This is a genomic window from Candidatus Accumulibacter vicinus, assembly GCF_000584955.1.
Classification (GTDB): Bacteria; Pseudomonadota; Gammaproteobacteria; order Burkholderiales; family Rhodocyclaceae; genus Accumulibacter; species Accumulibacter vicinus.
This window is the reverse complement of the sequence record NZ_JDSS02000024.1, coordinates 311,302-337,807: the sequence shown is the minus strand read 5'-3', so window position 1 is coordinate 337,807 and position 26,506 is coordinate 311,302. Positions and strand designations below refer to the sequence as shown.

Below are 26,506 nucleotides of genomic sequence, written 5' to 3'. Positions count from 1 at the left end.
GCCGGCCGGCGGTACGCTGTTTCTCGATCGCCAGCGCGCGCATCGGCTACCGCCCGAGCGATTGCGTCGCCTGCTCGCCTGGGTTGAGGACGGCGGCTACCTGATCGCCGTTGCCGAATGTCCTGGCGTCGCCGATCCGCTGCTCGACAGCCTTGGGGTGCGGCATTCCGAGACGCTGCCGGAAGCGCCGCGCGAGCGGCAGCACGTGCTTGAAGTGAAGCTGCCTGGTGCGCTCCGAACGCTGCGGATCGACGCCGGCTGGCAACGCCTGGAGGCCGGCGGGCGGCAGCCGGACTGGTCGGCCGGCGAGCATGCGGACGGAGGCGGCAAACAGATCCTGCACTTCAACCTCGGTCGCGGGCACCTGACGATCGCCAGCGAGCTTGATCGGCAATTGAGCAACCAGCGCATCGGCGCGCTGGACCATGCCGAACTCTACTGGACACTGCTCGGCGAGCATGACCGCTCGTCACCGCCGCAGATTCTGTTGCTGTCGCGTCTGCAGATGCCGACCCTGCTGGACTGGCTGCTGGAGAACGCCGGGGCCGCGTGCATCGCTGCGGCAATGCTGCTCGTCCTCTGGCTATGGCGCATCGTTCCGCGCTTCGGGAGTGCGCAGCCGGAGGCGCAGCCGGCACGCCGCGAACTACGCGAACACCTGGCGGCAGTTGCTCGCTACCTGTGGCGGTCGGGTGCGCTGGCGACGCTGTTGGTCCCTGCGCGCGAGCATTTTCGCAACCGCCTCGCGCTGCGCCAGCCGGGCATCGCCGCACGCCCGGCCACGGTACAGGCCTCCGCCCTGGCGGTGCTCTCCGGCTTGCCGGCGGCGCGCATCACCGCCGCCCTCGATGGCCGGGCCGATACCCCGCACGCTTTTACCGATGCCCTGCGCACCCTGCGCGACCTCGAACGTCAGCTCTGAGAACCTCGCCATGAATACCCCCGTGCCGGTTCTGCCGGCAGAAAAACTGCAGCAGGCACGACAACTGCTGAGTGCGCTGCGCACCGAAATGGCCAAGGCGGTGATCGGCCAGCAGGCGGTCATCGACGAAGTGCTGATCGGTTTGCTGGCCGATGCGCATGTGCTCATCGAGGGCGTTCCCGGTCTCGGCAAGACGCTGCTGGTGAAAGTTCTGGCCAGAACCTTCGGCGGTCAGACCCGGCGCATCCAGTTCACCCCCGACCTGATGCCCTCCGATGTCGTCGGCCACACGCTGTTCGACGCGGCCACGGCCAACTTCGTCACCCGCCAGGGGCCGGTGTTTACGCATCTGTTGCTCGCCGACGAGATCAACCGGGCGCCCGCCAAGACACAGTCGGCACTGCTCGAAGCGATGCAGGAGAAACAGGTGACCCTGGAAGGGAACAGCTCACCCTTGCCGCGCCCGTTCATGGTTCTGGCGACCCAGAATCCGATCGAACAGGAAGGCACTTACCCATTGCCGGAAGCGCAGCTCGACCGTTTTCTGTTCAAGATCCGCATCGATTACCCGAGCGAGGAGGAAGAAGTGGCATTGACCCGGCAGGTGACGAGGGCGAGGACCGGCGGTGACCTCGACGTCGAGGCGGTGGCCACGCTGATCCAGCCGGCAACGGTGGTCGGGCTGCAGCAATGGACGGCGCATGTCACCGTCGACGAGCGCGTCGTTGCCTATGCGGTGGCCATCGTTCGCGCCAGTCGCGGAACACCGGGGCTGGCCAGTGGCGCCGGTCCGCGTGGCCCGATCGCGCTGGTGCGGGCAGCGCGGGCGCGGGCACTGATGGCCGGGCGGGGTTTCGCCACGCCCGACGACATCAAGGCGGTGGCGCTGCCGGCGCTGCGCCACCGCGTGACGCCGGCCGCCGAGGCCGAGATCGAAGGGCTCAGCGCTGACGATCTGCTGTGCGCGCTGCTCGAACGCGTGCCGGCGCCGCGGACCTGACGGTCCAATGCTGCTTCCAGACCGCAGACTGCTGCTCGCTGCCGGGCTGTGGCTGGGTCTGGGTCTGGCCGTCGCCGTTGTGCCGAGCCTGCTGGCCTTCTGGCAGATGGCAGCGGCAACGCTGTTCGGTCTGGCCGCTGCCGACGCGCTGAGCGCCTGGCGCCGTCGCGGCCGCATCGCCGTCCAGCGCGATCTGTCGCATGCCATGCCGGTCGGGACCTGGCAGAACGTTGGCCTGCGCCTTCGCTGCGATTCAGGGCAGGCTACCGGCTGGCTGATCGACCGGCACCCGGCCGCTTTCCTCAGTGAGGGCCTGCCACTGCGCTTCACGGTCACCGCCGATCGCTGCCTGCGTGTTGTCTACCGGGTTTCGGTGAGCGAGCGCGGCCGGCAGGTGTTCGACGGCGTCAGCCTGCGCTGCGCGTCGCCGCTGCGTCTATGGTTGCTGCAGGAAAACGTCGTAGAGCAGGATGTGGTGCGGGTCTTCCCGAATTTCGCGCGCATCGCACATTACACGCTGCTGGCGACCGATCACCGCCTGTCGCAGATGGGTATCCTGCAGCGCCGGCGGCGTGGCGAGGGAATGGAGTTCCTGCAGTTGCGCGACTATCGTCAGGACGACCCGCCGCGGCAGATCGACTGGAAAGCCAGCTCCCGCGTCGGTCGCCTGATCTCGCGGGCATACGCCGACGAACGCGACCAGCAGATCGTCTTTCTGCTTGATTGTGGTGTCCGGATGCGTGCTCGCGACGGCGAGCTTTCGCATTTCGACCACACCCTCGACGCCCTGCTGCTGCTCGCCTGGGTCGCCCTGCGCCAGGGCGACGCCGTTGGACTGGCAACCTTTGGCCATCCCTCGCCGCGCGTGCTGCCGCCGCGCAAGTCATTGGCGACCCTACAGGCGATGATGAATGCAGTTTACGACCTGCAGCCGTCACTGCAGGTACCCGATTACCTGAGCGCCAGTGAAACCCTCAGCCAGCGCCTGCGCAAACGGGCGTTGGTGATTCTGGTTACCAACCTGCGCGACGAGGATGACGACACGCTGCTGCCGGCAGTCGAGCAGTTGCGGCGCCGTCATGCGGTGAGCGTTGCCAGCCTGCGCGAAGCGGTACTCGACGAGTTGCTCGAAGCGCCGGTCAATGATTTTGACGCCGCGCTGATACGCGCTGCCGGCATTGAATACCTGCAGACGAGGCGACGGCAGGTGGCGCTGTTGCGTCACGGTGGCGTTGAGGTTCTCGACGTCGTTGCGCGCCAATTGCCGGTGGCGCTGATCAATCACTACTGGGCCAGAAAGCGTTCCGGCGCGTGATAGTATGCGCCGTGCGATCGTTGCCGCCAGGCCAAGAAACCGGTTGCCCCGATTGCGACGAAACGTGACGCCACTATTTTTTGACGGCAGGGGGCCGCAATGCAGATCGACGACAATCCGTTCAGGCCACCTTCTGCGCGGCTGTATGACTACAGTGAAAGCGACTTTGGCACTTTCATTCCCGAGGGCCGGCTGGTGTCGGCCGGGAGCGGCTTGCAGTGGCTGTTGCGCGGCTGGACAATGTTCCGCACGGCGCCGGGCACCTGGATCGGCATCGCCGTCGCCTTCATGGCGGTGATGCTGATCGCCGGGATGCTCCCGCTCCTGAATATCGTCGCCAACCTGCTGATCCCGGTGTTCATCGGCGGCATCAGCGTGGGCTGTCGGGCCATTGAAGAGGGCGAGGGAATTCGCTTCGAACATCTGTTTGCCGGTTTTTCGCGTCAGCCGGGAGGCTTGCTGATGCTCGGGCTGCTCTACCTGCTGGCGCTGTTGGTGATCGCCGTCGCGGTCGGCATCATCGCCACCGTCACCGGAATCGCCGCGCTGGCGACGATCGGTCTCGACGGCGCCGGGAACACCGCCGCGTGGGCCATTGTGGTTTCCTTTCTGGCCATGATCCTGGTCTTCGCGCCGTTGGCCATGGCAGTCTGGCTGGCGCCGCCGTTATTGCTCTTCCACGAGCTGTCCGCGTATCAGGCGATCAAGACCGGCGTCTTCGTCGCACTACGCAATTTCCCGTCGTTTCTGGTCTATGTCCTGTTGGTGCTGGTCGCCGCCGTGCTGGCCAGCCTGCCGCTGCTGCTCGGCTGGCTGGTGCTGCTGCCGGTGCTCTATGCTTCGCTGTACGCGGCCTACCGGGACCTGTTCTTCGCCGAACATCGATGACCGTTGCGCTTGCCGCCCCGCTGGACAGCCTTTGCCGCATCGCCACGCCTGAAGGCTGCGAGATCGAACTGCGGGTGGCTGGACCGGTCGCACGCGCGCGCGCCTGGTTTCTCGATTTTCTGCTCCGCCTGGGACTCTGGCTGCTCTTGGCGATGGCTGCCGCGCAGATCGGCGATTTCGGCACTGGCCTGCTGTTGCTCGGCGCATTCCTGCTCGAGTGGTGGTATCCGATCATTTTTGAAGTGTATCGCCACGGTCAGACGCCGGGCAAGAAGGCCTGTGCTCTGGCGGTCGTCCATGACGATGGACGGCCCGTCGGCTGGAGCGCCGCTTTCATCCGTAATACGTTGCGCAGCGTCGATATTCTGCCGTTGATGTACGCCGCGGGTTTCGTCACCAGCCTGCTCAACGCCGAAGGTAAACGTCTGGGCGACCTGGCCGCCGGAACTCTGGTGGTGCATGTCGACGAAACAGCGCGCCGGCCGGTCGGCGCTGGCAGCGCACTTGGGGGTGAGGTCGGCGGTGAAGCTCCGCCCTTTGTTCTGACCCGCGAAGAACAGCTGGCGATCATCGAGTACAGCCAGCGTGCCGCGCTGCTGACTCCCGAGCGGGCAGCCGAGCTGGCCGCCGCCGCCGGGCCGCTGAGCGCTGGTCTCGACGGCGAGGCAGCGCGGCGGCGCCTGCTGCGCATCGCCAACTTCCTGCTCGGGAGTCAGGTATCTTGAATCTTCCCGGCTTCCCGCTGTCTTTGCCTGCTCTGCCCTGATACGGATCGACCGCATGAATGCTTACTCAGGACCGGCTCTGGTCACCCTCGCCACGGCGCTGCTGTTGTTCTCCTGTGCGGCCTATGTCGGCCGCTGCCGCATCAAGTTCGGCATCCAGGCGCCGGCAACCAGTGGTCACCCGCAATTCGAGATCGCTTATCGGATCCAGATGAACACCCTCGAGAATACAGTGGCTTTCCTGCCGGTACTGTGGGTGTTCGCGATCTTCCTGTCGAGCTTCTGGGCGACCGGAATCGGAAGCGTCTGGCTGCTGGGCCGGGTCTGGTATGCCTGGGCCTATGCATGCGATCCGAAGACGCGCGGCAAGGGCTTCCTGGTCTCGATGCTCGCCTTTGGCGCTCTGGCTCTCGGTGGCGCCTGGGGTGTACTGCGTGGACTGCTCGTCTGAACCACGAAACTTCCTGGCCCACGTCAACCGACGACGGCGCGCAGCCACTGCGACCGGCACGCAAACTGCGGCCGCTGCGCACGCTGTTGCCCTACGTGGCCCGCTACCGCGGGCAGGTCGCGCTGGCCTTGCTGTTCCTGCTGCTCGCCGCCGGCGCGACGCTGGCGCTGCCCTACGCCGTGAAACTGCTGGTCGACGGCGGTCTCGCGGCACCGGCTGGCTGGTCTCTCGACGATCGAATGCCGGCAATCCGCGACCATTTCATCGTGTTGTTCGCCGTCGCGGTGGTACTCGGGCTGGCGACTGCCGCACGTTTCTACATGGTGAGCTGGATCGGCGAGCGGGTGACCACCGATTTGCGGCAGGCGGTCTACGCGCATGTGCTGCGGCAGAGTCCGCAATTCTTCGAGACGCTGAAGACCGGTGAAGTGCTGTCGCGGCTGACCACCGACACGACGGTGATTCACAGCGCCGTCGGTTCGAGCATCAGCATGGGCCTGCGCAACCTGGTGTTGCTGGTCGGCGGGCTGACCATGCTGGTCAGCACGACGCCGCGGCTGATGCTGACGGTGGCGGTGATCATCGTGCTGGTGGTGTTGCCGGCGGCGCTCATCGCTCGTCGCGTGCGCAAGCTCTCGCGCGCCAGCCAGGACCGCATTGCCGATACCAGCGGCATTGCCGGCGAGATCCTCAATGCCATTCCGGTAGTCCAGAGCTACACCCAGGAGAGCGCCGAGACGATTCGCTTTGCGGCCGCCAACGAGCAGGCCTTTGCCACCTCGATCCGCCGCAGCGGCACGCGCTCGGCGCTCACCGCCTTCGTCATCATCGGCGTCTTTGCCTCGCTGCTCTACGGTATGTACGGCGGCGTCCAGGCGGTACTTGCCGGCCAGATCAGTGCTGGCCAACTGAGCCAGACGGCGCTCTATGTGATGGTTGTCGCCGGCAGCGTGGCGGTGCTGGCCGAGGTGTGGGGCGATCTGCTGCGCGCTTCGGGGGCCACTGAAAGGCTGATGGAACTGCTCGGCGTACGCTCGCCGATCGTCGAGCCGGCGCGGCCCATCGCCTTGCCGGTCGCAGCGGCAGGCCTGCAGGTGAGCTTCTGCGGGGTGCGCTTCGCCTATCCGTCACGCCCGGCGCAAGTGGTGCTGCAAGGGCTCGATTTCACCATCGAGGCCGGACAGACGGTGGCCCTGGTCGGACCGTCGGGCGCCGGCAAGACGACCCTCTTCCAGTTGCTGCAACGTTTCTACGACGTTGATGAGGGGTCTGTCCGGATCGATGGCATCGACCTGCGGCGTGCGCGCCTGGCCGAGTTGCGCGCGCGCATCGCGGTGGTGCCACAGGAGGCGGTGATCTTCTCGGGCAGCATTGCCGACAACATCCGCTACGGCAAACCTGACGCCTCCGACGAGGAAACCTGTGCCGCTGCGCGCGCTGCCTTCGTCGATGAATTCGTGCAGCGGCTGCCCGACGGCTACGCCACTTTCGTCGGCGAACGCGGTGTTCGCCTGTCCGGCGGCCAGCGCCAGCGCATCGCCATTGCGCGTGCGATATTGAAGAACGCGCCGCTGCTGTTGCTCGACGAAGCAACCAGCAGCCTCGACGCCGAAAGCGAGCGCGTCGTGCAGGCTGCGCTCGAAGCCGCAATGGCCGGGCGAACGACCGTCGTCATTGCGCATCGCCTGGCCACCGTGCAACGCGCCGACCGGATCATCGTTCTCGACCAGGGGCGGGTCATCGAGGTTGGCACGCACGCGTCGCTGGTCGAGCGCTGCGGCTTGTACGCTCGCCTGGCGGCGCTGCAGTTCGGCACTTGAAGAAGCTGGCTGCGGTGCGCATCAGCAAGCGCAGTTTAAGGCTCACTTCAGCCTGCGTATGCAGGATCCCATGGCAAGGACACGCCCCGATCCCTCTCGGGGCGCATGTTAGGAGAGGAAAACGCATGCAATCAGCTGTCGACTATCGTGGCAGGATCAAATACGACACCCCTAACGAATAGAATGACTGCCACGCCGTTTTCGTCCTCATGTAGGACGCAGGGGCTGTGGCTGACAGCGCTGCTGGCCGTACTAGTCGGCGGCTTCTTTGGATGGCAGCATTTCGCCTCGGTGACGGTCGCGGATGGCTGGTCATTTCGGGTCTACCTCGACGGTATTGCGCATGTCAGTGCCCTGGCGAAAGACCGGGATGGGGCCTTGTACATCAGCAAGGAACTCAGCCATGAGCAAGGCATTCTGTTCAGCCGTGCAGCCGATGGCAGCCTGACTCAGGCGGTGGTCGGACTGTCCAAACCCGACGGGCTGGTGGCGTTTCGTGACGGCGTCGCGATCAGTCAGGAAGGAGGCGATCTGCCGGTGCTCTGGCTGCATGGCGGTCAAATAGAAATCCTTTTCCAGGGTCGAAGTGTTGAAGGTCTCGCCAGTGATGGCCAGTCTCTGTACGCCGTCGAAGATCGGAAGGGTGACGGGCGTCTGTTGCGCTTCGACCCGCTCACCAGGGTGTTGACTGTCTTGCGCAGCGGTCTCAGCGAGGCGGAGGGCGTCGCGATTTGTCCCGACGGGCAGTTGTTCTACGCCGAAAAGGGAAAACGCTGGGTCAAGCGCTGGCAGGCAGACGGCGCTGACGTGCTGGTCCTTGAACAGCTCAACGCGCCGGGTTTTCTGATGTGCAACGATGAAGGGCTGTGGATCACCGAAGATGCCACGCATCGGGCACGCCTGCTGCTACTCGACAGGACTGGATCGTTGCAGACCATCCTGAGCGGTCTGCGTTCGGGGCAAACCGTTCTGTCGCTGGCACCGGGCCACCTGTTGCTTGCCGAGCAGGGCCGCGGTCGGGTTCTTGAAGTCGAGCGCCTGCCCGTCCCCTCCAGATGAACGCCAGCAGCGCCGGAGAGCGGCTTGCCCGGACGAAGGGGCTGCTTCCGGCCTCGTCGCCAGTTCCCCTATCGCGCATTCTTTTTGAAAGCGATACGCCGCATCATTGAAGACGCATACAACCCGACCTATCCTGCCTCGTCAATATTCATTGCCGGATATTGATTTGTATGTCATAATGCTTCATGTTGGATGTGGACAAAACATGATCCTTTGCAAAAGGACGATGCGTGGTTGACGCATCGTATCCTCCTCAAGATATGAGATTGAGTTCGGTTAAGCGTGTGCTGCAACGTCTGCACGGCATCATTGCGAGCGATACCGGAAAGACTCTCAGCGGTTCGGCCCTGGCAGAGGTCGAAACCTTGCTCAATGAACTCGACACGCGCGCCCTTCCTGCACACCTCGGGCAGGAGTTCGTGAACCGCGAGGTCACCATCCTGTTCGCCGACCTACGCGGGTTTACGGCAATGGTCGCCAATCAACCGGCGGGTAATGTCATCAAGATTCTCAATCCCTGCCTCGTCAGGATGAGCGAGATCATTTTCAAGTATCAGGGAACCATAGACAAATTCATGGGTGATTCGATCATGGCGCTGTTCGGTGCGCCAGTGCGACACCCTGACGATGTTCGGCGAGCACTCGCCTGCGCTGTCGAAATGCAGATCACGATGGAGACCCTCAACCTGGCGCACAGGGATCAGGGATGGCCGGAACTGTACATGGGCATTGGCATCAACACCGGCGAGGTGCTTGCGGGCACGCTGGGCTCAGACCTCTATCATGAGTACACCGTCATTGGAAACGAAGTCAATCTGGCTTCGCGCATCGAGGCCTTCAGTTTACGCGGTCAGGTTCTGATCAGTCAGAGCACCTATGAGTGCTGCAAGGAGTTCGTCGACACCAGCGGTCCGATCGACATCTATCTCAAGGGGAAGCCAGTACCCGTAAGCCTGCGTGAACTGATCGGCATTCCCTCGCTGGGTTTGAATGTCCCGCGCAAGGAGAAACGTCGTTCTCACCGGATTCAGGTCAAGTTGCCGTTCGGCTACCAGATCATCGAAAACGGCATCGTCTTTCCCGAGATGCGCCCAGGCATGATTCTCGATCTTGGCTACCACGGCGCTCTGCTTGAACTGGAGTGCCAGCTGCCCATTTATTGCGAAATCAAACTCAGCCTTGACTTGCCGATAGTCGCCTATCAGGCGCGTGACGTTTACGCCAAGATCCTGAATCGCAAGCCTGCGAACGGGATTGTTCGCATGGGTTCCGAGTTCACCTCACTCCCGCCGGAGGCGAACATGAAGATTCAGCTTTTCGTTCAACTTCTGGTTTTCGCCGATCGGTCTTGAGGGCTTACGGTCATCGATATGGCTTGGGGTCAGCTTGACGCCCAGTAGCTCGCCCAAGGGATGGATAACCCAATGGAGTTTGAACCCGAAAAACCAGCCGGTAGAACGCTTGTCCCGCGCCGCCATCCCCTGAAACACCCGGTGGCGAGGAATCCGCAAGTTCTTGCAGACGGAGATAGGGGTCGAATCCGCAATCGCCCCCCCCCGGAGCACTTGCCCGTGTGTGCCTCGAACAGGGCGGCCAGGGGTCGCTGATCTTTCGTCACCAGCCGTGGTTGTTACGCCGTTGAACGCTCCCGACCGTCCGAAAAGCGTCTTTTTCTGCCAGGCACTACCTACCGCATTCCACCACCCGGAATTCCACCCTGCGGTCGATGGCGTCCTGGGCATCGTCGCTACCGGTGCCGATGATATTTTCCCGGAAGCCCCTGCCGTAGGCTTTGGTCTTTTGCATGACCTGGGGGAAATCCTTTTGCATCAGCTTCTGAACCGCCAGGGCACGTTGCTGAGAGAGCTGATCGTTGTAGCGCTCATTGCCCGAGCGACTGCTGTGACCCACGATGTTCAGGCAGACTCCAGTTGTCGCCACTCGGCGGGCAATCTGGCGCAGCCATAGGGCGTACTGGCTGCGCAGCGAAGGATCTGCGACGAAATCCGTGGTTTTGACGGTGAACAGGAAGCGGGTGCTCAGATTGTTATTGACCAAGCCCACATCCACCAGATTGGCGAAGGCTTTTTCCGCCTCTTGGTTCTGGCCCAGCTTGCGATAGCTCTGGTACAGGGCAGAATAGGTCTTCATCGTCTTGCCGTCGGCCCGACCCTCTGCCAGTTGGTAGAGATCGAGAGCGTTGGCGAAATCACCGGCATCGAAACGGACGTCGGCTTCCGACAGAACTGCGGCTGTGGGCAGGGTATCGAAATAGGACTTGTCCGCCAATTCTCCGGTGTTCGACAAGGTGGTGGCGACATAGCCCTCGACCCGCTTGTCCTTCAGGTACATGGGGCTTTCCTTATAGGAGGCGATGGGTTCGAAATTGAGTTTTTCCTTGGTCAGCCAGACTTCGGAATTGGCGATGATCATGCCGGTCTTCAAATCCACCACCGAGGACGACACCCTGTAAAAGCCGGAACCGGAGGCCTTATCCAGACGGATGGTGCCATTGACCACATATTGCGAAGTCCCCAGGTTCTTGACCGACATGTGTTCGATGGGGAATTCTGGGAAGGCGGACCGCACCTCACGCATCAACACCTGTTCGATCTGGCGACTGGTTTCATTGACTTCCGCCGTGTAGGCATCAATAAAGGGATCCACCACGAACGCCTTCTTGCCCATGCGGCCGACGAAATTCTGGCTGGCCCGCACCTGACCGAAGAGGTCAGTGGCCAGGGCCTTAACGGCTGGCTCCAGCTCCATGGGGGTTTTGACTTTCGGCGACAGGGGCGCCGCGCAACCGGCCAGGAAGCCGAGTGAGGCCAGCAGACAGAGAATCAAGAAGCTCAGCGTGGGCAAGGTGCGTCTCCCTCATGGATGGCTACGTTCATCGGCAGTTCTGACGATAATGGCTCATTTGCACATCGGTCAGGGGTTCCACGCCCATGGACAAGCGAGCTTGAAGGTCGCTGCACGTGCAACCGGGACAAACACCACCACTGGGTCGTGGGCCAGCGATGGGCGTTGGCAGGAGGGCGGCCGAGGCGGGCGGGCGTAACGGAGGCTGATAGGTGTTCACGGCTACCGGCGCAGGAGTCGTCGGGGGCGTTGATTCGGGCTTGGATAAATCCTTGAGCCGCGCCTTGGCCAGGGCAGCGAAGCGGCCCTTGGGATATTGGGTGAGGTAGGCTTGGTAGTCCGACGCGGAGCGGCTGTTCTTGACACTGTCCCAAAAGGTCAGTTCTATCGCCGCCGGGTGGTCCGCCGCGCTGGTGCCTACTGGAATGGGCGTGGCACTACAGCCGCCGAAACAGAAATCACCCTCGATGGCACCCTCCATCCAGGGCTCCTGCTCCCCGGCAGAGTCGGACTTGACACCCCCGATTACCCGTTTCAGGGCTTGCTCAATGGCCACGCCGGGTTTGTCCATCTGGTTCAGCAGATGTAGGGTATAGAGGCCGTTGCGTCCATTGCCATCGGAGGCCACGCTGCCGGGACGGGTAGCGAAGGAAAGCAGAGTACCCGAGGGGACATTCACCTTGGCCAGACCGCCTGCGGCGGAACGGAAACGGCGGGCGAAGGGATTGTTGCGGCAGGCATCAAGAAACATCAAATTGAGCCGGGTCTTGGCTTCTTCCATGGTCTCCAGCACCAGGCTGACAGCCATGCTTTGGCTTGGCACGTCTTCCTCACCCGCGATATCTGCATCCACCACCGGCAGGTAATTCACGCCTTTTACCTGAAGACCGTGGCCAGCGTAAAAAAACAGGGCCACGGCACCGGGGGTGAGTTTGGATTTGAATTCCCGCAGAGTCGGGCCGATGTCCTTTGTGGTCAGGTTTTCCCGCTTGATGACGGTGAACCCGAGGCCGAGCAACTTGGCCGCCATGTCCCGGGCGTCGTTGACAGGATTGGAGAGGGGAGATTTTTTGTAGTTGCTGTTGCCGATGACCAGGGCCACCTGTACCATGCCATCCTCAGACGCCAAAGCGATCCGCGGTGCCAGAGGCAGTCCCAGCGACAACAAGGACGCGAGGTAGATAAGAAAAGCCGGGCTCTGCATTGCTCGAATGTCGAAGAGGCCTCGGGTGGGCCGAGCCCAGAATATACGAAAGAAATGGGCTTGTTGCAAACCCACCGATGCGGCTGGAATTGCTTGGCGCCAGCGCTTGGGAAGCGAGGTGGCAGACGGCCCTTTCTGGCATGATCGGAGTGTCGAAAGCCTGATCACGGCTGCCATGACGAACGATAGCACACCTTTCCTGCTCTTGGCTCGCCGGAACGTGGTGCAACACAAATTGATCCCGGAATTGGGGGATACCTCAGGGTCAGCCCGCGATTTTCTGACGCAATGCATTCTGCTCCCGTTACATGGCTACATACCCGCGCAAGAAAATGACCGTAATCTGCATGAATGCTGGGTTACGGCCGGATCAGAGGGGCTGGGTTCGGGCTAAGCGCTCAACCCGTGCAAGCGGCAGTGCAGTATGGTATCGCCTCCGCGGGTTGTCGGGTCGTGATGGGGAAGTGAGTGGATTCGCGGCGTTAGCCGCAACGTTGCGATTCATGATGAAAGGAGGTTGCACGTGCAAGCAAGCAAGAGAAGTGTCCAGGTCGCCGCGATGCTGGCGGCGGTTGTGCTGGCGGGTTGTCAGACCGGTGGGTCGGACACATCCGAATCCAAAAGCGCGCCGCCGCTGCTCTCCGGTTATACCTGTTGCAACATACGCCACGAGGCGGGCAGCGACTGGATCAACGAGTTGAACTATGTCGGCTGGCCGATGATTCCCCTGGGCACCCAAGCGTCGATAACTTCGTACGGACGCCAACGGGCTGCTGTCACCATTGGCGGTAAGCCCATGCGCATCGGCCAAGACTACACACGCGAACAACTGTCGCTAGAGCAGTACATGGCGCGCTGGATCGTACAGCGGGATCCCAATGTCAAACTGGCGACCTTCCCTGCCAACATCCAGGCCGCCATCAAGGCCGGCAAGGTGATGAAAGGAATGACGCGCGAGCAAGTGATCATGTCCGTCGGTTATCCGCTCACGCAGGAAAATCCCGTACTTGACGCGCCGATGTGGCGCATGTGGATGTCGAGTTTCGGCGAGTACCAGTTGATGTGGGGCAGCGACGGTAAGGTGAAGGACATCATCGGCGATCCGCTTACCAAGAACATGATTGTGCAGCAGTAATTACAGCAGCTTGCGTGCATTCGGTTCCGGACCATCGGCGCGGGGATATCAAAAGAAATAGCAGGTATCTGAGCCGTTATCAAAGCCGCTTATCTGGAACCATAGCCATATAGAATAGAACAAAAGGATAGCCGCGATATGCTGCTGATGATCGATAACTATGACTCATTTACCTATAACCTCGTCCAGTATTTTGGCGAGCTAGGGCAGCATGTCAGAGTCTTTCGCAACGATGCCATCTCGATTGCCGAAATCACGCGTCTCAATCCGGCCCTGCTGGTGATCTCCCCTGGCCCGTGCATGCCTGCACAGGCCGGCATCTCTCTGGCGGTGATTCGTGAGTTTGCAGGCAGGATCCCTCTGCTCGGCGTATGCCTTGGCCATCAGGCGATCGGTGAGGCTTTCGGTGGCCGTGTCGTGCACGCCCGCAAGTTGATGCATGGCAAGGTATCGCCGGTCAAGCACAGCGGCCAGGGCGTCTTTCGTGGCCTGCCCAGTCCGCTGACCTGCACGCGCTATCATTCGCTGGCTGTTGAACGCGATACTCTGCCGGCCTGCCTGGAAATCACCGCCTGGACCGACGACGGCGAGATCATGGGTCTGCGTCACAAAACGCTGGCCGTCGAGGGGGTTCAGTTCCATCCGGAATCGATCCTGACCGAGCGCGGCCACGATCTCTTGAAGAACTTCCTTGAGGAGTACGCCAAATGAAACCCCAGGACGCACTGACGCGGGTCATTGAACACCGCGAAATCTTTCACGACGAAATGGTTTCGCTGATGCGACAGATCATGAGTGGTGAAGTCACCCCGGTGATGATTGCGGCGATTATCGTTGGCCTGCGCGTCAAGAAGGAAACGATCGGCGAAATCTCGGCGGCGGCGCAGGTCATGCGCGAGCTGTCGACCAAGGTGCAAGTCAGTGACCGCAGCCGCCTGGTCGATACCTGCGGGACCGGTGGCGACGGTGCTCAGACCTTCAACATCTCGACCGCCGCAATGTTCGTTGCGGCAGCGGCCGGCGCACGTGTCGCCAAGCATGGCGGTCGATCGGTCTCGTCGCAGTCGGGCAGCGCCGATGTTCTCGAAGCCCTCGGCGTCAATATCAATCTTACGCCAGCACAGGTCGGACAGAGCGTCGACGAGGTCGGTATCGGCTTCATGTTTGCTCCCAACCACCACAGCGCCATGAAATACGCGGCACCGGTCCGCCGCGAACTGGGCGTGCGCACGCTGTTCAACATCCTTGGCCCGCTGACCAACCCGGCCAACGCCGCCAATCAAGTCCTGGGCGTCTTTCATCCCGACCTGGTCGGCATCCAGGCACGTGTCCTGCAGCGCCTCGGCAGTTCGCACGCTTTCGTCGTTTTCGGCCGCGAAGGTCTCGACGAAATCTCGATCTCCGGTGAAACCCTGGTCGGCGAACTGCAGAACGGCCGTGTCGATGAATACACGCTTCATCCCGAGCAGTTCAACCTGCCTGTGCACGATCCGAGGGTTCTGCGCGTGGCCAACGTTGAGGAGTCCAAGGGCATGCTGCTGGCCGCGCTTGAGGGGCGCGCTGGCGCCGCGCGTGACATTGTTGCCCTCAATGCCGGCGCCAGCATCTACGTCAGCGGCCTCGCCGGCACGCTTGCCGATGGCGTCGACCAAGCCTTCGAAGCCATTGAGTCCGGTGCTGCACGCGCCAGGCTCGACGACTTCGTGGCTTGCACGCAACGCTTTTCGACCTGATCGCCTGCGTGTCGGCGAGGAAAAACATGACACTGCCCAAGATCGATGAACTGCGCGAAAGCAGCCGCGAAGAAGACACGGCGATTTTGCCATGAGCGATATTCTCAAGCGGATTCTGGCCGTCAAACGGGACGAAGTGGCCGCCGCCAGGGCTGACACCCCGCTCGCGGTCATGCGTGCCACGGCCGAAATGCAAACCGCCACGCGCGATTTCCTCGGTGCCATCCGGGACCGCATTGCCGCCGGCAAGCCGGCGGTAATCGCCGAGATCAAGAAGGCCAGCCCATCCAGAGGCGTCCTGCGTGCCGATTTTCATCCCGCCCGGATTGCGGTCAGTTATCAGCAGCATGGTGCGGCATGTCTGTCGGTGCTGACTGATCGTCAGTTTTTCCAGGGGGCTCCCGCATACTTGCAGGCGGCGCGCGCAGCCTGTGGATTGCCGGTTTTACGCAAGGATTTTCTGGTTGATGCCTATCAGGTTTACGAAGCGAGGGCGATGGGTGCCGATGCGATCCTGCTCATTGTCGCGGCGCTTGATCTGCCGACGATGCGCGAACTTGAAGCCATCGCCGACAGTCTCGGCATGGCGGTACTCGTCGAAGTGCACAATGGCCAGGAGCTGGATCTCGCCCTGCAGCTTCGCACCTTGCTGATCGGCATTAACAACCGCAACCTGCACAGCTTCGAAGTCAGCCTGCAAACCACCCTCGGGCTCTTGCCCTACCTCCCGGCCGACCGTCTCGTCGTCACCGAAAGCGGCATTCTCTCCCCCCGAGATGTGCAGCGGATGCGCGACCATGGTGTCAACGCCTTTCTCGTTGGCGAAGCCTGCATGCGTGCTGCCGAGCCTGGCGAAGCCCTGGCCGAGTTGTTTGCCTGATGGTCGCCAACGGACAAGATGACCATCGACGGAGCGTGCGCCGCCCGTCCGCTCATCCGATACATCAAGCATCTTTCAAGCCTTTCAAGCCTGGAAACCGGCCAACCCATGAGTTCTGTCGCTTCGCCATCGCCCCTTGAGGCCCTCGTTCTGGCCGCCAGTGCGCCAGCGACGTTACCCGCTGCCTGGGCAACGTCGCTCGATACACAGCTCGCCGACGGTGAGCGCGTCCTGGCCTGGCTTGAAATCGACCTCGACACCCGCCTGCGTTTCGCGCGCGGGCTGGTAGTGGTGACCAGCGAGCGCCTGCTGGTGATGCCGCCCGGAGACTCCCGGTGGCAGAGCTGGCCCTACCGGGCGGGACTGTCGCTGTCTCGGCGCGATCATTCCGGAGTGGGTACCCTCGAACTCTGCGACGAAGATTCGCTGTTGGCGCACTGGCGCTACACGCTAGGCGCTGACATCGCCGCCGGTCGGCTGATCGAGCACTTCACTCGTCAGCTCAGCTTCCGGGTCACCGGAATCATGCCGCCTCCCTCGTCCGTAGCGCTCTGTCCGAAGTGCGAAACCCCGCTGCTTGAGGGGCAGGAAGAGTGCCCGGCGTGCAGCAAGGAAATCCATGAACCGCCTTCAACCTGGACACTGTTGCGCCTGACACGTTTCGCCAGGCCCTACCGTGGACAACTGCTGACCGCCTTCGTGCTGTCCCTGCTGACCACTGCGGCAACGCTGGTGGCACCGTACCTGACGATGCCCCTGATGGACAAGGTGCTGATCCCCTACCAGAACGGCCAGCCGATCGACTCCGCTCTGGTTGCATTTTATCTCTCGGGTCTGCTCGGGTCGTCACTGCTCGCCTGGGTGCTCGGCTGGGGACGCACCTATATCCTGGCGCTGGTCTCGGAACGGATCGGTGCCGACCTGCGCACCACCACCTACGAACATCTGCTGAAACTTTCGCAGGAATACTTCGGCGGCAAGCGCACCGGCGACCTGATGGCGCGCATCGGTTCGGAAACCGACCGCATCAACATCTTCATTTCGCTGCACCTTCTGGATTTCGCCACCGATGTGCTGATGATCGCCATGACCACGGTCATTCTGGTATCGATCGATCCCTGGCTGGCGGCGGTGACGCTGTTGCCACTACCGATCATCGGCTGGCTGATCCACGTTGTCCGCGAAAAGCTGCGGACCGGCTTCGAGCGCGTCGACCGCATCTGGGCGGAAGTCACCAACGTGCTCGCCGACACCATTCCCGGCATCCGGGTGGTCAAGGCCTTTGCCCAGGAAAGTCGTGAAGCGGCACGTTTTCGGTCAGCCAATGTGCACAACCTGGAAGTCAATGACCGGGTCAACAAGGTGTGGTCGCTGTTTTCGCCAACGGTTACCCTGCTCACCGAAATCGGCCTCTTGATCGTCTGGGCTTTCGGCATCTGGCAGATCGCCAAGGATCAGATCACCGTCGGTGTACTCACCGCCTTCCTCGCCTACATCAGTCGCTTCTACCTGCGTCTCGATTCGATGAGCCGCATCGTTTCGGTGACCCAGAAGGCCGCGGCCGGCGCCAAGCGCATTTTCGACATTCTTGACCATGTCTCCAGCGTTCCCGAGCCGACGCATCCGGTGCACCTGCCGCAAGTCTCGGGACGCATCGAATTGCGCAGCGTCGGCTTTCGCTACGGGACGCGCAGCGTGACCCGCGACATCAACATCGTCATCGAACCTGGCGAGATGGTTGGCCTGGTCGGACACAGTGGCTCCGGCAAGAGCACGCTGGTCAACCTGATCTGCCGTTTTTACGACGTCAGCGAAGGTGCCATTCTGATCGACGGTGTCGACATCCGTTCGCTACCGGTTGCCGAGTACCGCAAACATATCGGCCTGGTGTTGCAGGAACCGTTCCTGTTTTTCGGCACGATTGCCGAAAACATCGCCTACGGCAAACCTGCGGCGACACGCGCCGAGATCGTCGCGGCCGCTCGCGCTGCACACGCGCATGAATTCATCCTCCGCCTGCCGCACGGTTACGACTCGCTCGTCGGCGAACGCGGGCAGGCGCTTTCTGGCGGCGAAAGGCAGCGCATTTCGATCGCGCGCGCGCTGCTGATCGACCCGCGCATCCTGATTCTCGACGAAGCCACTTCATCAGTGGATACCACCACCGAGAAGGAGATTCAGAAAGCACTCGACAACCTCGTGCGCGGACGCACGACGATTGCCATCGCGCATCGCTTGTCCACCCTGCGCGACGCCAATCGACTGGTCGTTCTCGACCGTGGCAGCGTCGTCGAGGTCGGCAGCCACGACCAGCTGATGGCTTGCGAAGGCCACTACTACCGCCTCTATCAGGCACAGGCGCGCAACGTCGACACCGAAGACGAACTGCGCAGGCTGGAGATCAACGCCAAGGATGAGGAAGAACGCGAATGACCGAAACGCATGACTATCAGTTACGCCGTAATTGCTTTGGCAAGCTCGAATTCATTGGTGCAGACGGTGAAATCCATGCCGGGGTGGTGCCGGTGCGAGCCTTTCCGATCAGCGCCCCCGCTGACGGCATTGCCCTGGTCGACCCTTACGGCCATGAACTGGCCTGGATCAATGAACTCGGCGACCTGCCAGAAGAGCCGCGCAAGCTGGTAGAAACCGAGCTTGCCCAGCGCGAGTTCATGCCCGTGATCACACGCATCGTCAGCGTTGCGAGTTTTGCGACGCCGAGCACCTGGCAGGTTGAAACCGATCGTGGTGCGGCAACGCTAATCCTCAAGGGTGAGGAGGACATTCGCCGCCTCACCCCGCCGGCACTGCTGATCACCGACAGCCATGGCATTCACTTCCTGATTCCTGACCGTTCTGCGCTTGATCAACATAGCCGGCGCATTCTCGACCGCTTCCTGTGAGGCACGTCACGGCAATCGTTTTGCTGCGCCGTCAGCCGATTGACGCGAGCCACGTTATTTCGACAATAATTCCGGCTTGGCTGTCCGCCTGCCTTGCGCCTTTCTCGCGCCGACGCGCGCCAACCTCCCCGTGCCTGGACTGACGACATGAAAACGAAGGACATCAAGTTTCTCGAGATCCGCTACCTGCGTGGTCCGAACATCTGGACCTACCGTCCGGTCATCGAGGCGGTCGTTGACATCGGCGAACTCGAAGACTTCCCGTCGAACACCATCCCGGGCTTCTATGATCGTCTGACGGCCCTCCTGCCCTCACTGATCGAGCATCGCTGCAGCTACGGCGAGCGCGGCGGCTTTCTGCGGCGCGTCCAGGAAGGCACCTGGCCGGCGCACATCCTCGAACACGTCACTCTCGAACTGCAGAACCTGGCCGGCATGCCCGGCGGCTTCGGCAAGGCACGCGAGACCTCGACGCGCGGCGTATACAAGGTGGTGGTGCGCGCCTGGCACGAGGATGTCACCCGCTCCTGTCTCTATGCAGGGCGCGATCTGCTGCTGGCGGCGATCAAGGACACCCCCTTCGATGTCGCCGGCACGGTCGCACACCTCGCCGACCTGGCCGAGCGCAAGTTGCTTGGGCCGAGCACCGGTTGCATCGTCGAAGCGGCGACCGCCAAGGACCGCCGCATTCCGGCGATCCGCCTGCTGGCCACCGGCAATCTCGTGCAACTCGGTTACGGCGCCCGCAGCCGACGCATCTGGACCGCCGAAACCGACCGCACCAGCGCGATTGCCGAGGGCATCTCGCGCGACAAGGATCTCACCAAGACCCTGATCAAATCCTGCGGCGTGCCGGTCCCCGAAGGACGCCTGGTCGATAGTCCCGAGGATGCCTGCGAAGCCGCCACAGAGATCGGTTTTCCGGTGGTCGTCAAGCCGTCGGACGGCAACCACGCGCGCGGCGTGTTCACCAATCTGATGGCCCGGGAAGAAGTCGAGGCTGCGTATGCCGCAGCGGTCGTGGAAGGCAGCGGTGTCATCGTCGAACGCTACGTGCGTGGCTCGGAGCATCGCCTGCTGATCGTCGGCGGCAAACTCGCCGCCGCCGCCCGCGGCGAGGCCGCCAAGGTCATCGGTGATGGCCGATCAACGATCAACGAACTGATCGACAGCCAGATCAACTCCGACCCGCGCCGCGGTGCTGCCGAGGAATTCGTCCTCGACATCATCGACCTCGCCGACAATCCGGTGGCCCGGCTCGAAGTGTCGCGCCAGGGATTTACCCCGGATGCCATCCCGCCGGCGGGTCGCGAGGTTCTGATCGTGCGTAGCGGCAACCATACCGACGACGTCACCGACCTCGTTCACCCGGAAACCGCGGCCACGGCCTCGCTCGCCGCCCGCATCGTCGGACTCGACATCGCCGGCGTGGACCTGGTCTGCGAAGACATTGCACGACCGCTCGATGAACAGCGGGGGGCGATTGTCGAGGTCAACGCCGGCCCCGGCCTGCTGATGCACCTCAAACCGGCCATTGGTCAGCCACGCCCGGTCGGTCGCGCCATCGTCGATGAGTTGTTCCCCAACGGCGACGATGGCCGTATCCCGGTGGTCGGCATCACCGGCAGCTTCGGCAAGACGACCGTTGCCCGCCTGATTGCGCGCCTGCTCTGCCTGTCCGGAAAACAGACCGGTCTGGCCTGCAGTGACGGCCTGTTCATCGACCGGCGCTGTATCGACCAGGGCGACAGCGCAACCTGGGGAGCTGCGCACCGCATCCTGATGAATCGCTCGGTCGAAGCGGCCGTCTTCGAAAACGGCAGCGACAGCATCCTCGGCGAAGGGCTCGCCTACGACCGCTGTCAGGTCGGTGTGATCACCAACGTCGAAGTCGCCGAACATCGCGGCCGCTACGACATCGAAACCCCCGAGCAGGTATTCACCGTTCTGCGCACGCAGGTCGATCTGGTACTGCCGGCGGGCGCCGCGGTCCTCAACGCCAGGCAGCCGATGCTGGTCGACATGGCGCCGCTCTGCGACGGAGAGGTGATCTTCTTCGCCATCGATCCCGACCTGCCCAGCCTCGTCGAACACCGGGCGCAAGGCAAGCGGGCGGTGTTCGTTCGCAATCGTCAGGTCATTCTGGCCAATGGCCAGGATGAAACCGCAATCGTCAGCCTGCAGAACATTCCGCTGACCGACGGCGGACGTGTCGACTTCCAGATCGAGAACGTCCTGGCCGCCAGCGGCACCGCCTGGGCACTGGGCATCGGATCGGAAATCATCCGTACCGGGCTGGAAACCTTCTCCCTTGCCTGAGCCGGAAATCACCCGCAGCAGACCGGGCATTGCCTACCTGCCTGCGGACTGAACCAGAAAGAGGACACTGTTCATGGAAGTATCGCGTATCCGCGCGCTGCGCGGTCCCAACCTCTGGAGCCGGCACACGGCGATTGAGGCGATTGTCTACTGCGATGAAGAGGAGCGCAGCATCGACCAGATGCCGGGTTTCGAGACCCGTCTGCGCGAACGCTTCCCCGAGCTGGCGATGCTCAGGCCGGCAGGCCATGATGAGGCAATATCGATGGCGCAGGCCCTGGAGTTCGCTGCGCTTGGCCTGCAGGCACAGGCCGGCTGTCCGGTGACCTTCAGCCGCAGTGCGCAGACCCTGGAACCAGGCATCTACCAGGTCGTCGTCGAATATAGCGAAGAGGCCGTTGGCCGACTGGCCTTCGAACTCGCGCAGGATCTCTGCAAGGCAGCAGTCACGGCCACGCCTTTCGAACTCACCGAAGCGCTTGATCGCTTGCGCGAACTCGACGAGGACGTCCGCCTGGGCCCCAGCACCGGAGCGATCGTTTATGCCGCAATGGCACGCAACATCCCCTACCGCCGCCTGACCGAAGGCAGCATGGTGCAATTTGGCTGGGGTAGCCGGCAACGACGCATTCAGGCGGCAGAAACGGACCGCACCAGTGCCGTTGCCGAATCGATTGCCCAGGACAAGGAACTCAGCAAGGTCCTGCTGCACGCGGCCGGTGTCCCGGTTCCCGTCGGCCGGCCGGTGCTGAGCGCCGAGGACGCCTGGGCGGCCGCCTGCGAGATTGGCGCTCCGGTCGTCGTCAAGCCGCAGGACGGTAACCAGGGCAAGGGTGTTGCAGTCAATCTCAACACCCGTGAACAGATTGAAGCCGCCTACGCGATCGCTGTTGAGGTCAGCGACGAAGTCCTCGTCGAGCGTTATCTTCCGGGCCATGATTACCGCTTGCTGGTCGTGGGCGACCGGTTGGTCGCCGCGGCCCGACGCGATCCCCCGCTGGTCATCGGTGATGGGGTACACAACATTCGCCAGTTGGTCGAACGGGTAAACAGTGACCCGCGCCGCGGCGAAGGGCACGCCACCTCACTGACCAAAATCCGCCTCGATGAGGTGGCTCTGGCCCGCCTGGCCGATGCGCGACTGACTCCGGAATCGGTTCCCTTCAGAGGCCAGCGCATCGTCCTGCGCAACAACGCGAATCTCTCGACCGGTGGTACGGCAACCGACGTCACCGCCGATGTTCATCCCGAGTTTGCTGCGCAGGCGATTGCCGCCGCGCAGACCATCGGTCTCGATATCGCCGGGGTCGACGTTGTCTGTGACAGCGTCCTGCGCCCCCTCGAAGCCCAGGGCGGTGGCATCGTCGAAATCAACGCTGCGCCGGGATTGCGCATGCATCTGCAGCCTTCGTTCGGCAAGGGCCGGCCGGTCGGCGAAGCAATCATCGCCAACATGTTTGCCGCCGGCGACGATGCGCGCATTCCTCTGGTGGCCGTCGCGGGAACGAATGGCAAGACCACTACCGTCCGTTTGATCGCCCACATCCTGGGCCAGCAAGGTCTGCGCGTCGGCATGACCACCACCGACGGCGTCTATGTGCAGGGCCGGCGTATCGATACCGGCGACTGCAGCGGCCCCAAGAGCGCCAGGAATATCCTGCTCCACCCCGACGTCGACGCTGCCGTCCTTGAAACGGCACGCGGCGGGGTGCTGCGGGAGGGACTCGGGTTCGACCGTTGCGATGTCGCCGTGGTCACCAACATCGGTCTCGGCGATCACCTTGGGCTGTCGTATATCAGTACCGTCGAGGACCTGTCGGTCGTCAAGCGTGTGATCGTCCAGAATGTCAGACCGGGGACCGGCGTCGCGGTGCTCAATGCCGCCGATCCCATGGTCGCCCGGATGGCCGACTCATGTCCGGGCAGCGTCACCTTTTTCGCCTGTGACCGAAATCATCCGCTGATGGCGATGCACCGCGCGCAACGCAAGCGCGTTGTCTATCGCGACGGCGATTCGATCGTCGCTTCCGGCGGCGGTAACGAACACCGCATCGCACTGGCCGAGATCCCGCTCACGCAAAACGGCACCATCGGCTTCCAGGTCGAGAACGCAATGGCAGCGACTGCCGCCGCCTGGGCTCTGGGGCTCGATTGGTCAACGGTTCAGCGTGGCCTCGGCAGCTTCATCAACGACGCAAGAACGGCACCGGGGCGCTTCAATTTCTTCAGCTATCGCGGGGCAACGCTGATTGCCGACTATGGCCACAATCCGGACGCCATTCAGGCGCTGGTCAGGGCCATCGACAATCTGCCATCACCGCCGGGCAGCAAGCGTTCGGTGGTCATCAGCGGCGCTGGCGACCGGCGCGACGAGGACATTCGCCAGCAGACCGAGATCCTTGGGGATGCTTTCGATCGGGTCCTGCTGTATCAGGACCAGTGCCAGCGTGGTCGGGCGGACGGAGAAGTGCTGGCGCTCCTGCGGGAAGGTCTGAAAAACGCCCGGCGAACCTCCGAGGTCAGGGAAATTCGTGGTGAGTTCCTGGCCATCGACAGTGCGCTGGCCGAAGTGCAGGCAGGCGATCTTTGCCTGATCCTGATCGATCAGATCGAGGAATCCCTTGAACACATCGGCAGGCGAATCGCCGAGGGCTAGGCGTTCCGATGCGGCAGGCAGGTCGCCTCATCATGAGTGGGTGATCAACTGTAGACCCAGGAAAAGCCTCCGGTCGAGCCGCTGAAAAGCCGTTTGGTGGCCGCATCGGTTCTCCGTAGGCGCGCTTTCAAGTCCTTGTGTGGCAGATCGCTGAGCGGTGGATCGGCCAATCGAACCAACACGGCATTGATTCTCGTCTCCCCTTCAATACGATCGACGGTGCACGCCAAACCGTTACAGGACTGCTCTCTGGCAGCGACAACCTCGTTGATTTGTGTCTCCAGTGCATGCCACTCCGCGTCCTGTTCCTTGATCAGGCTGGATAGTTGCGAGAGCGTCCGCAGGGCCGGTGCGACCCGTTCCGAGAGCCGGCGCCAATTCAGTTGCTGTTCCGCGTTCAGAGTCAGTTCATGGCGGCGCAGCTTGCCGCCGATCAACAGGTAGCGGGTCACATCCTTTTCGCCACGCAAGGCATCGATTCTGGCGCGAGAATCCGCCCTCGCTTTCTCCAGCAGGGCACGCTTCTGTTGCAGGGTGGCGATCCGCGCCTCACAAGACGACAGGTCGGGCAACAGCACCAACAATACGTTTTCGAGTTCCCTGTGGGAACGGGCCAGACCGAGATGGATGCTCCTGCCGGCCAGAGCACTGGCTTCGGAGACCTCGACAGTCAATTCGTCGGCAACGATATCGCAGTTTCTCGCCTGCCCGACGACCACCTGACGACCCAGGATCACACAGTTGTCCACGTCCTGCACCCTGATGCAGCCATGCTGCGCAATCAGCGTCGATCCGGAGGCTCGTCCTTCGACGATGATGTCCCCTTGATCATTGCTGGCGCGCCCGCCGATCAGATTCTGTTTCAGGCAGACCAGACCACCGCTGGAAATGATGTTGCCGAAGACATCCGCATGAGCGGTGATGCTGCGGCACCGGACAATGCGCTTCTCCTGGATCTCGCCATGTTGTTCGTACTCCTCGCCGGTCAGCAAGAGGTCGCCGGTGGTGCGTAAACTCACGCCTTCATGGCTGATGATCTTGTCGGTCACAGAGAACTGATTGTTGTGCAGATCGATATTGAGAAAGCCGCAGACCGATGCCCGCAGGTATTCGCCGTCCTTTTCCCGGACGACATGGGTGCCGGGACCGGCCAGCGCCTGCAGATCGAAATCCTTGGGCGGTGATGCCGGCAGCGCAAGGCCAGCAATGTCACGCCCATCCACACCAGCCTGGCGCGGGATTTTTTTCGCCAGAGGCAGGCCGGCAGTGACCTGTGGGTAACGCGTCTCGAACTGTCGCAGATCGACCCGATCACCAAGCAGCCGCCGCGGTGCATTATTGCGGTGCAGCCCAGGGAGCAACTCGATGATTTCGGCATCCTTGCCGGGGACGTATGGCCGGTTGAGAGCGACCACCCGCTGCTCCGGCCTGTCAAGTTCGATGCCTTCACGAACTGCCGCGATGTCGATACCGAAACGCACCCCCTTCGCCCATGCCGCGGCGATGAATTCATCGATGTCGAGGTAGATGCGTGTCTCGGACGGCTGCTGCCCCTTGGCGGAATGCGCAGGGTGATTGCCCTGATCGACCGGGGCCGGATCACTCTCCGCATCGCAATACAGCGGTTCGAACAGATAGGACGCCTCGCCAGGTGTCATCTTGCAGGGTTTGTAGAGCGCCTGGCGCTCCGCCCGGAAAGCCGTGATGTCGGCAGCCAGGAAAACTTCCTCGTCGGCATCGTCGTGACGACCGATGGGGCCGTCGTAAAGCAGGGCCAGGAACTGTGGGTAATCCAGTCCCCGAAAGTAAAGTCCTGAGGCGACCACGCGGTTGACGAAGTCGGCAAAAGCGGTCGCCGATTCGAGTCGCGCGCGCCGGACGTACAAGCCGTTATCATGCTGAAGGACAAATCCCGAGAGTGCGATCTGTCCTTCCTGAAGGTCGGCCAGGTTGCCGATGGCACTTTGCGGTAATGGTGGCATGACGGCACTCGCATCCAGGATGGTGATTGAGACCCTCAGTTCTTGCACCCGCAGCGTAACAGAAACTGTCGGCTGCGGCACCCTGTCTGAAGGGTTTGTTGACTGACAGTTCCTGAGATTCGGTCATCGTGGGCGCAGTTGATCGCAGCTTGCCGCTTGCTGCGCTGGCAACGGCGATCATGAGCGGTCCTCCCGCTTCACGATCTGGGGCCGGGTTGTAGGAGGTGATAAACTAAGCAGCCAAACCAACGGAAAGCCACGCCATGCCCCGCTCCACTCTGAAGCTGCCCAACAAAAAGCCTGCTGCTGTCGTCGGTGACCTCCGGACAGCCACACGCAAACCGATTCGCGGCGGCTCCAAGACAGCAAAGCACAACACCGCGCGGCGTGCCGACGGCCAAGCAACAGCACCGGCTGCGCCGGGTGCCAGGCCCGGTCAGCAGACCAACCGACCGGCGCGTTTCCGCAGCGAATTCCCGAGGACTGCGGCCAGCCCGATCGAGCAGCTTGCAGCCGTCCTCCCGACGAGGCAGGAAAGCGCAGTGCCCGCCTCGGAACCGCGCAGCATAGCCACCGACCACCAGGCAGCCAGCCCGGCCCGGCCCGGCCAGCAGGCGAAGAAGACCTATCCACAACGTGGCATTGCCCG

At 62.5% G+C, this 26,506-nt stretch carries 20 protein-coding genes and 1 pseudogene; 17 read left to right on the top strand and 4 right to left on the bottom strand.

The genetic code is table 11. The features are described 5' to 3' along the window. The 9 genes from CAPSK01_RS12105 to CAPSK01_RS12065 form a co-directional block, all read left to right on the top strand. A partial coding sequence (locus CAPSK01_RS12105) for a DUF4350 domain-containing protein (RefSeq protein ID WP_034926631.1) occupies positions 1-922 on the top strand: 922 nt, incomplete at its 5' end. A gap of 10 nt (positions 923-932) precedes the next feature. Further along, positions 933-1,922, top strand: coding sequence for a MoxR family ATPase (locus CAPSK01_RS12100; RefSeq protein WP_034926629.1), 990 nt, complete (start codon positions 933-935; stop codon positions 1,920-1,922). Between the two features lie 7 nt (positions 1,923-1,929). Further along, a complete protein-coding gene (locus CAPSK01_RS12095) occupies positions 1,930-3,237 on the top strand; it encodes a DUF58 domain-containing protein (RefSeq protein WP_034926627.1) in 1,308 nt (435 codons plus the stop codon). A gap of 99 nt (positions 3,238-3,336) precedes the next feature. Next, positions 3,337-4,125 (top strand): BPSS1780 family membrane protein, encoded by a 789-nt coding sequence (locus tag CAPSK01_RS12090; protein ID WP_034926624.1) that lies wholly within the window; start codon positions 3,337-3,339, stop codon positions 4,123-4,125. Next, a complete protein-coding gene (locus tag CAPSK01_RS12085) occupies positions 4,122-4,850 on the top strand; it encodes an RDD family protein (RefSeq protein WP_034926623.1) in 729 nt (242 codons plus the stop codon). Before CAPSK01_RS12090 ends, CAPSK01_RS12085 begins: the two co-directional genes overlap by 4 nt. Before the next feature lie 55 nt (positions 4,851-4,905). Then, positions 4,906-5,301 carry an MAPEG family protein gene (locus CAPSK01_RS12080; RefSeq protein WP_034926621.1) on the top strand — a complete coding sequence of 132 codons (396 nt, stop codon included), beginning with the start codon at positions 4,906-4,908 and terminating at the stop codon, positions 5,299-5,301. A gap of 83 nt (positions 5,302-5,384) precedes the next feature. Continuing rightward, complete coding sequence (locus CAPSK01_RS12075; RefSeq protein WP_337958574.1) at positions 5,385-7,121, top strand: ABC transporter transmembrane domain-containing protein; 1,737 nt, start codon at positions 5,385-5,387, stop codon at positions 7,119-7,121. Between the two features lie 183 nt (positions 7,122-7,304). Beyond that, the gene (locus CAPSK01_RS12070) at positions 7,305-8,180 is read left to right on the top strand and encodes a hypothetical protein (RefSeq protein ID WP_273703583.1); all 876 of its coding nucleotides are present in this window, start codon (positions 7,305-7,307) and stop codon (positions 8,178-8,180) included. 266 nt (positions 8,181-8,446) lie between these two features. Beyond that, positions 8,447-9,532: an adenylate/guanylate cyclase domain-containing protein gene (locus CAPSK01_RS12065; RefSeq protein WP_273703582.1), complete on the top strand. Its 1,086-nt coding sequence runs from the start codon at positions 8,447-8,449 to the stop codon at positions 9,530-9,532. Here CAPSK01_RS12065 and CAPSK01_RS22815 read toward each other — a convergent pair. Genes CAPSK01_RS22815 through CAPSK01_RS12055 form a run of 3 tightly spaced genes read right to left on the bottom strand, consistent with a single transcriptional unit; the run spans position 9,461 to position 12,249 of the window. After that, positions 9,461-9,922 (bottom strand): transposase, encoded by a 462-nt coding sequence (locus tag CAPSK01_RS22815; protein WP_273703581.1) that lies wholly within the window; start codon positions 9,920-9,922, stop codon positions 9,461-9,463. The two genes, CAPSK01_RS12065 and CAPSK01_RS22815, sit on opposite strands and share 72 nt — an antisense overlap. Further along, the gene (locus tag CAPSK01_RS12060) at positions 9,864-11,045 is read right to left on the bottom strand and encodes an OmpA family protein (RefSeq protein WP_273703580.1); all 1,182 of its coding nucleotides are present in this window, start codon (positions 11,043-11,045) and stop codon (positions 9,864-9,866) included. The genes CAPSK01_RS22815 and CAPSK01_RS12060 overlap by 59 nt, the downstream gene beginning before the upstream one ends. Before the next feature lie 28 nt (positions 11,046-11,073). Next, positions 11,074-12,249: a caspase family protein gene (locus CAPSK01_RS12055; protein WP_273703579.1), complete on the bottom strand. Its 1,176-nt coding sequence runs from the start codon at positions 12,247-12,249 to the stop codon at positions 11,074-11,076. A 559-nt stretch (positions 12,250-12,808) separates the two neighbouring features. Here CAPSK01_RS12055 and CAPSK01_RS12050 point away from each other — a divergent pair. The 8 genes and pseudogenes from CAPSK01_RS12050 to cphA (CAPSK01_RS12015) all read left to right on the top strand — a co-directional run bounded on the left by CAPSK01_RS12050 (position 12,809) and on the right by cphA (CAPSK01_RS12015) (position 23,875). Then, a complete protein-coding gene (locus tag CAPSK01_RS12050; RefSeq protein WP_273703578.1) occupies positions 12,809-13,384 on the top strand; it encodes a hypothetical protein in 576 nt (191 codons plus the stop codon). A gap of 138 nt (positions 13,385-13,522) precedes the next feature. After that, positions 13,523-14,095: an aminodeoxychorismate/anthranilate synthase component II gene (locus CAPSK01_RS12045; RefSeq protein WP_034926616.1), complete on the top strand. Its 573-nt coding sequence runs from the start codon at positions 13,523-13,525 to the stop codon at positions 14,093-14,095. After that, complete coding sequence (trpD, locus tag CAPSK01_RS12040) at positions 14,092-15,117, top strand: anthranilate phosphoribosyltransferase (protein ID WP_034926614.1); 1,026 nt, start codon at positions 14,092-14,094, stop codon at positions 15,115-15,117. The genes CAPSK01_RS12045 and trpD overlap by 4 nt, the downstream gene beginning before the upstream one ends. Before the next feature lie 91 nt (positions 15,118-15,208). After that, positions 15,209-15,997, top strand: coding sequence for an indole-3-glycerol phosphate synthase TrpC (trpC, locus tag CAPSK01_RS12035; protein ID WP_034926613.1), 789 nt, complete (start codon positions 15,209-15,211; stop codon positions 15,995-15,997). A gap of 108 nt (positions 15,998-16,105) precedes the next feature. After that, the gene (locus CAPSK01_RS12030; protein ID WP_273703577.1) at positions 16,106-18,430 is read left to right on the top strand and encodes an ABC transporter ATP-binding protein; all 2,325 of its coding nucleotides are present in this window, start codon (positions 16,106-16,108) and stop codon (positions 18,428-18,430) included. Continuing rightward, positions 18,427-18,900 carry a DUF1854 domain-containing protein gene (locus tag CAPSK01_RS12025; RefSeq protein ID WP_034926611.1) on the top strand — a complete coding sequence of 158 codons (474 nt, stop codon included), beginning with the start codon at positions 18,427-18,429 and terminating at the stop codon, positions 18,898-18,900. The genes CAPSK01_RS12030 and CAPSK01_RS12025 overlap by 4 nt, the downstream gene beginning before the upstream one ends. A gap of 147 nt (positions 18,901-19,047) precedes the next feature. Then, positions 19,048-21,213: pseudogene (gene cphA / locus CAPSK01_RS12020) on the top strand (cyanophycin synthetase); the annotation flags it as partial. Between the two features lie 79 nt (positions 21,214-21,292). Beyond that, positions 21,293-23,875: a cyanophycin synthetase gene (cphA, locus tag CAPSK01_RS12015; protein ID WP_034926607.1), complete on the top strand. Its 2,583-nt coding sequence runs from the start codon at positions 21,293-21,295 to the stop codon at positions 23,873-23,875. A 44-nt stretch (positions 23,876-23,919) separates the two neighbouring features. On the opposite strand, the gene CAPSK01_RS12010 is transcribed toward cphA (CAPSK01_RS12015), so the two are convergent. After that, on the bottom strand, positions 23,920-25,857 hold the full coding sequence (locus tag CAPSK01_RS12010; RefSeq protein ID WP_273703576.1) for a flagellar assembly protein A: 1,938 nt from the start codon (positions 25,855-25,857) through the stop codon (positions 23,920-23,922). Positions 25,858-26,506: the final 649 nt, after the last annotated feature.

Coding starts and splice junctions, on each gene's coding strand:
- CAPSK01_RS12025 (WP_034926611.1), top strand. CDS start 18,427: ATGACCGAAACGCATGACTATCAGTTACGCCGTAATTGCTTTGGCAAG.
- CAPSK01_RS12085 (WP_034926623.1), top strand. CDS start 4,122: ATGACCGTTGCGCTTGCCGCCCCGCTGGACAGCCTTTGCCGCATCGCC.
- CAPSK01_RS12090 (WP_034926624.1), top strand. CDS start 3,337: ATGCAGATCGACGACAATCCGTTCAGGCCACCTTCTGCGCGGCTGTAT.
- CAPSK01_RS22815 (WP_273703581.1), bottom strand. CDS start 9,922: ATGCCCAGGACGCCATCGACCGCAGGGTGGAATTCCGGGTGGTGGAAT.
- CAPSK01_RS12100 (WP_034926629.1), top strand. CDS start 933: ATGAATACCCCCGTGCCGGTTCTGCCGGCAGAAAAACTGCAGCAGGCA.
- CAPSK01_RS12070 (WP_273703583.1), top strand. CDS start 7,305: ATGACTGCCACGCCGTTTTCGTCCTCATGTAGGACGCAGGGGCTGTGG.
- CAPSK01_RS12080 (WP_034926621.1), top strand. CDS start 4,906: ATGAATGCTTACTCAGGACCGGCTCTGGTCACCCTCGCCACGGCGCTG.
- CAPSK01_RS12050 (WP_273703578.1), top strand. CDS start 12,809: ATGCTGGCGGCGGTTGTGCTGGCGGGTTGTCAGACCGGTGGGTCGGAC.
- trpD (WP_034926614.1), top strand. CDS start 14,092: ATGAAACCCCAGGACGCACTGACGCGGGTCATTGAACACCGCGAAATC.
- CAPSK01_RS12055 (WP_273703579.1), bottom strand. CDS start 12,249: ATGCAGAGCCCGGCTTTTCTTATCTACCTCGCGTCCTTGTTGTCGCTG.
- CAPSK01_RS12030 (WP_273703577.1), top strand. CDS start 16,106: ATGAGTTCTGTCGCTTCGCCATCGCCCCTTGAGGCCCTCGTTCTGGCC.
- CAPSK01_RS12045 (WP_034926616.1), top strand. CDS start 13,523: ATGCTGCTGATGATCGATAACTATGACTCATTTACCTATAACCTCGTC.
- cphA (WP_034926607.1), top strand. CDS start 21,293: ATGGAAGTATCGCGTATCCGCGCGCTGCGCGGTCCCAACCTCTGGAGC.
- trpC (WP_034926613.1), top strand. CDS start 15,209: ATGAGCGATATTCTCAAGCGGATTCTGGCCGTCAAACGGGACGAAGTG.
- CAPSK01_RS12095 (WP_034926627.1), top strand. CDS start 1,930: ATGCTGCTTCCAGACCGCAGACTGCTGCTCGCTGCCGGGCTGTGGCTG.
- CAPSK01_RS12010 (WP_273703576.1), bottom strand. CDS start 25,857: ATGCCACCATTACCGCAAAGTGCCATCGGCAACCTGGCCGACCTTCAG.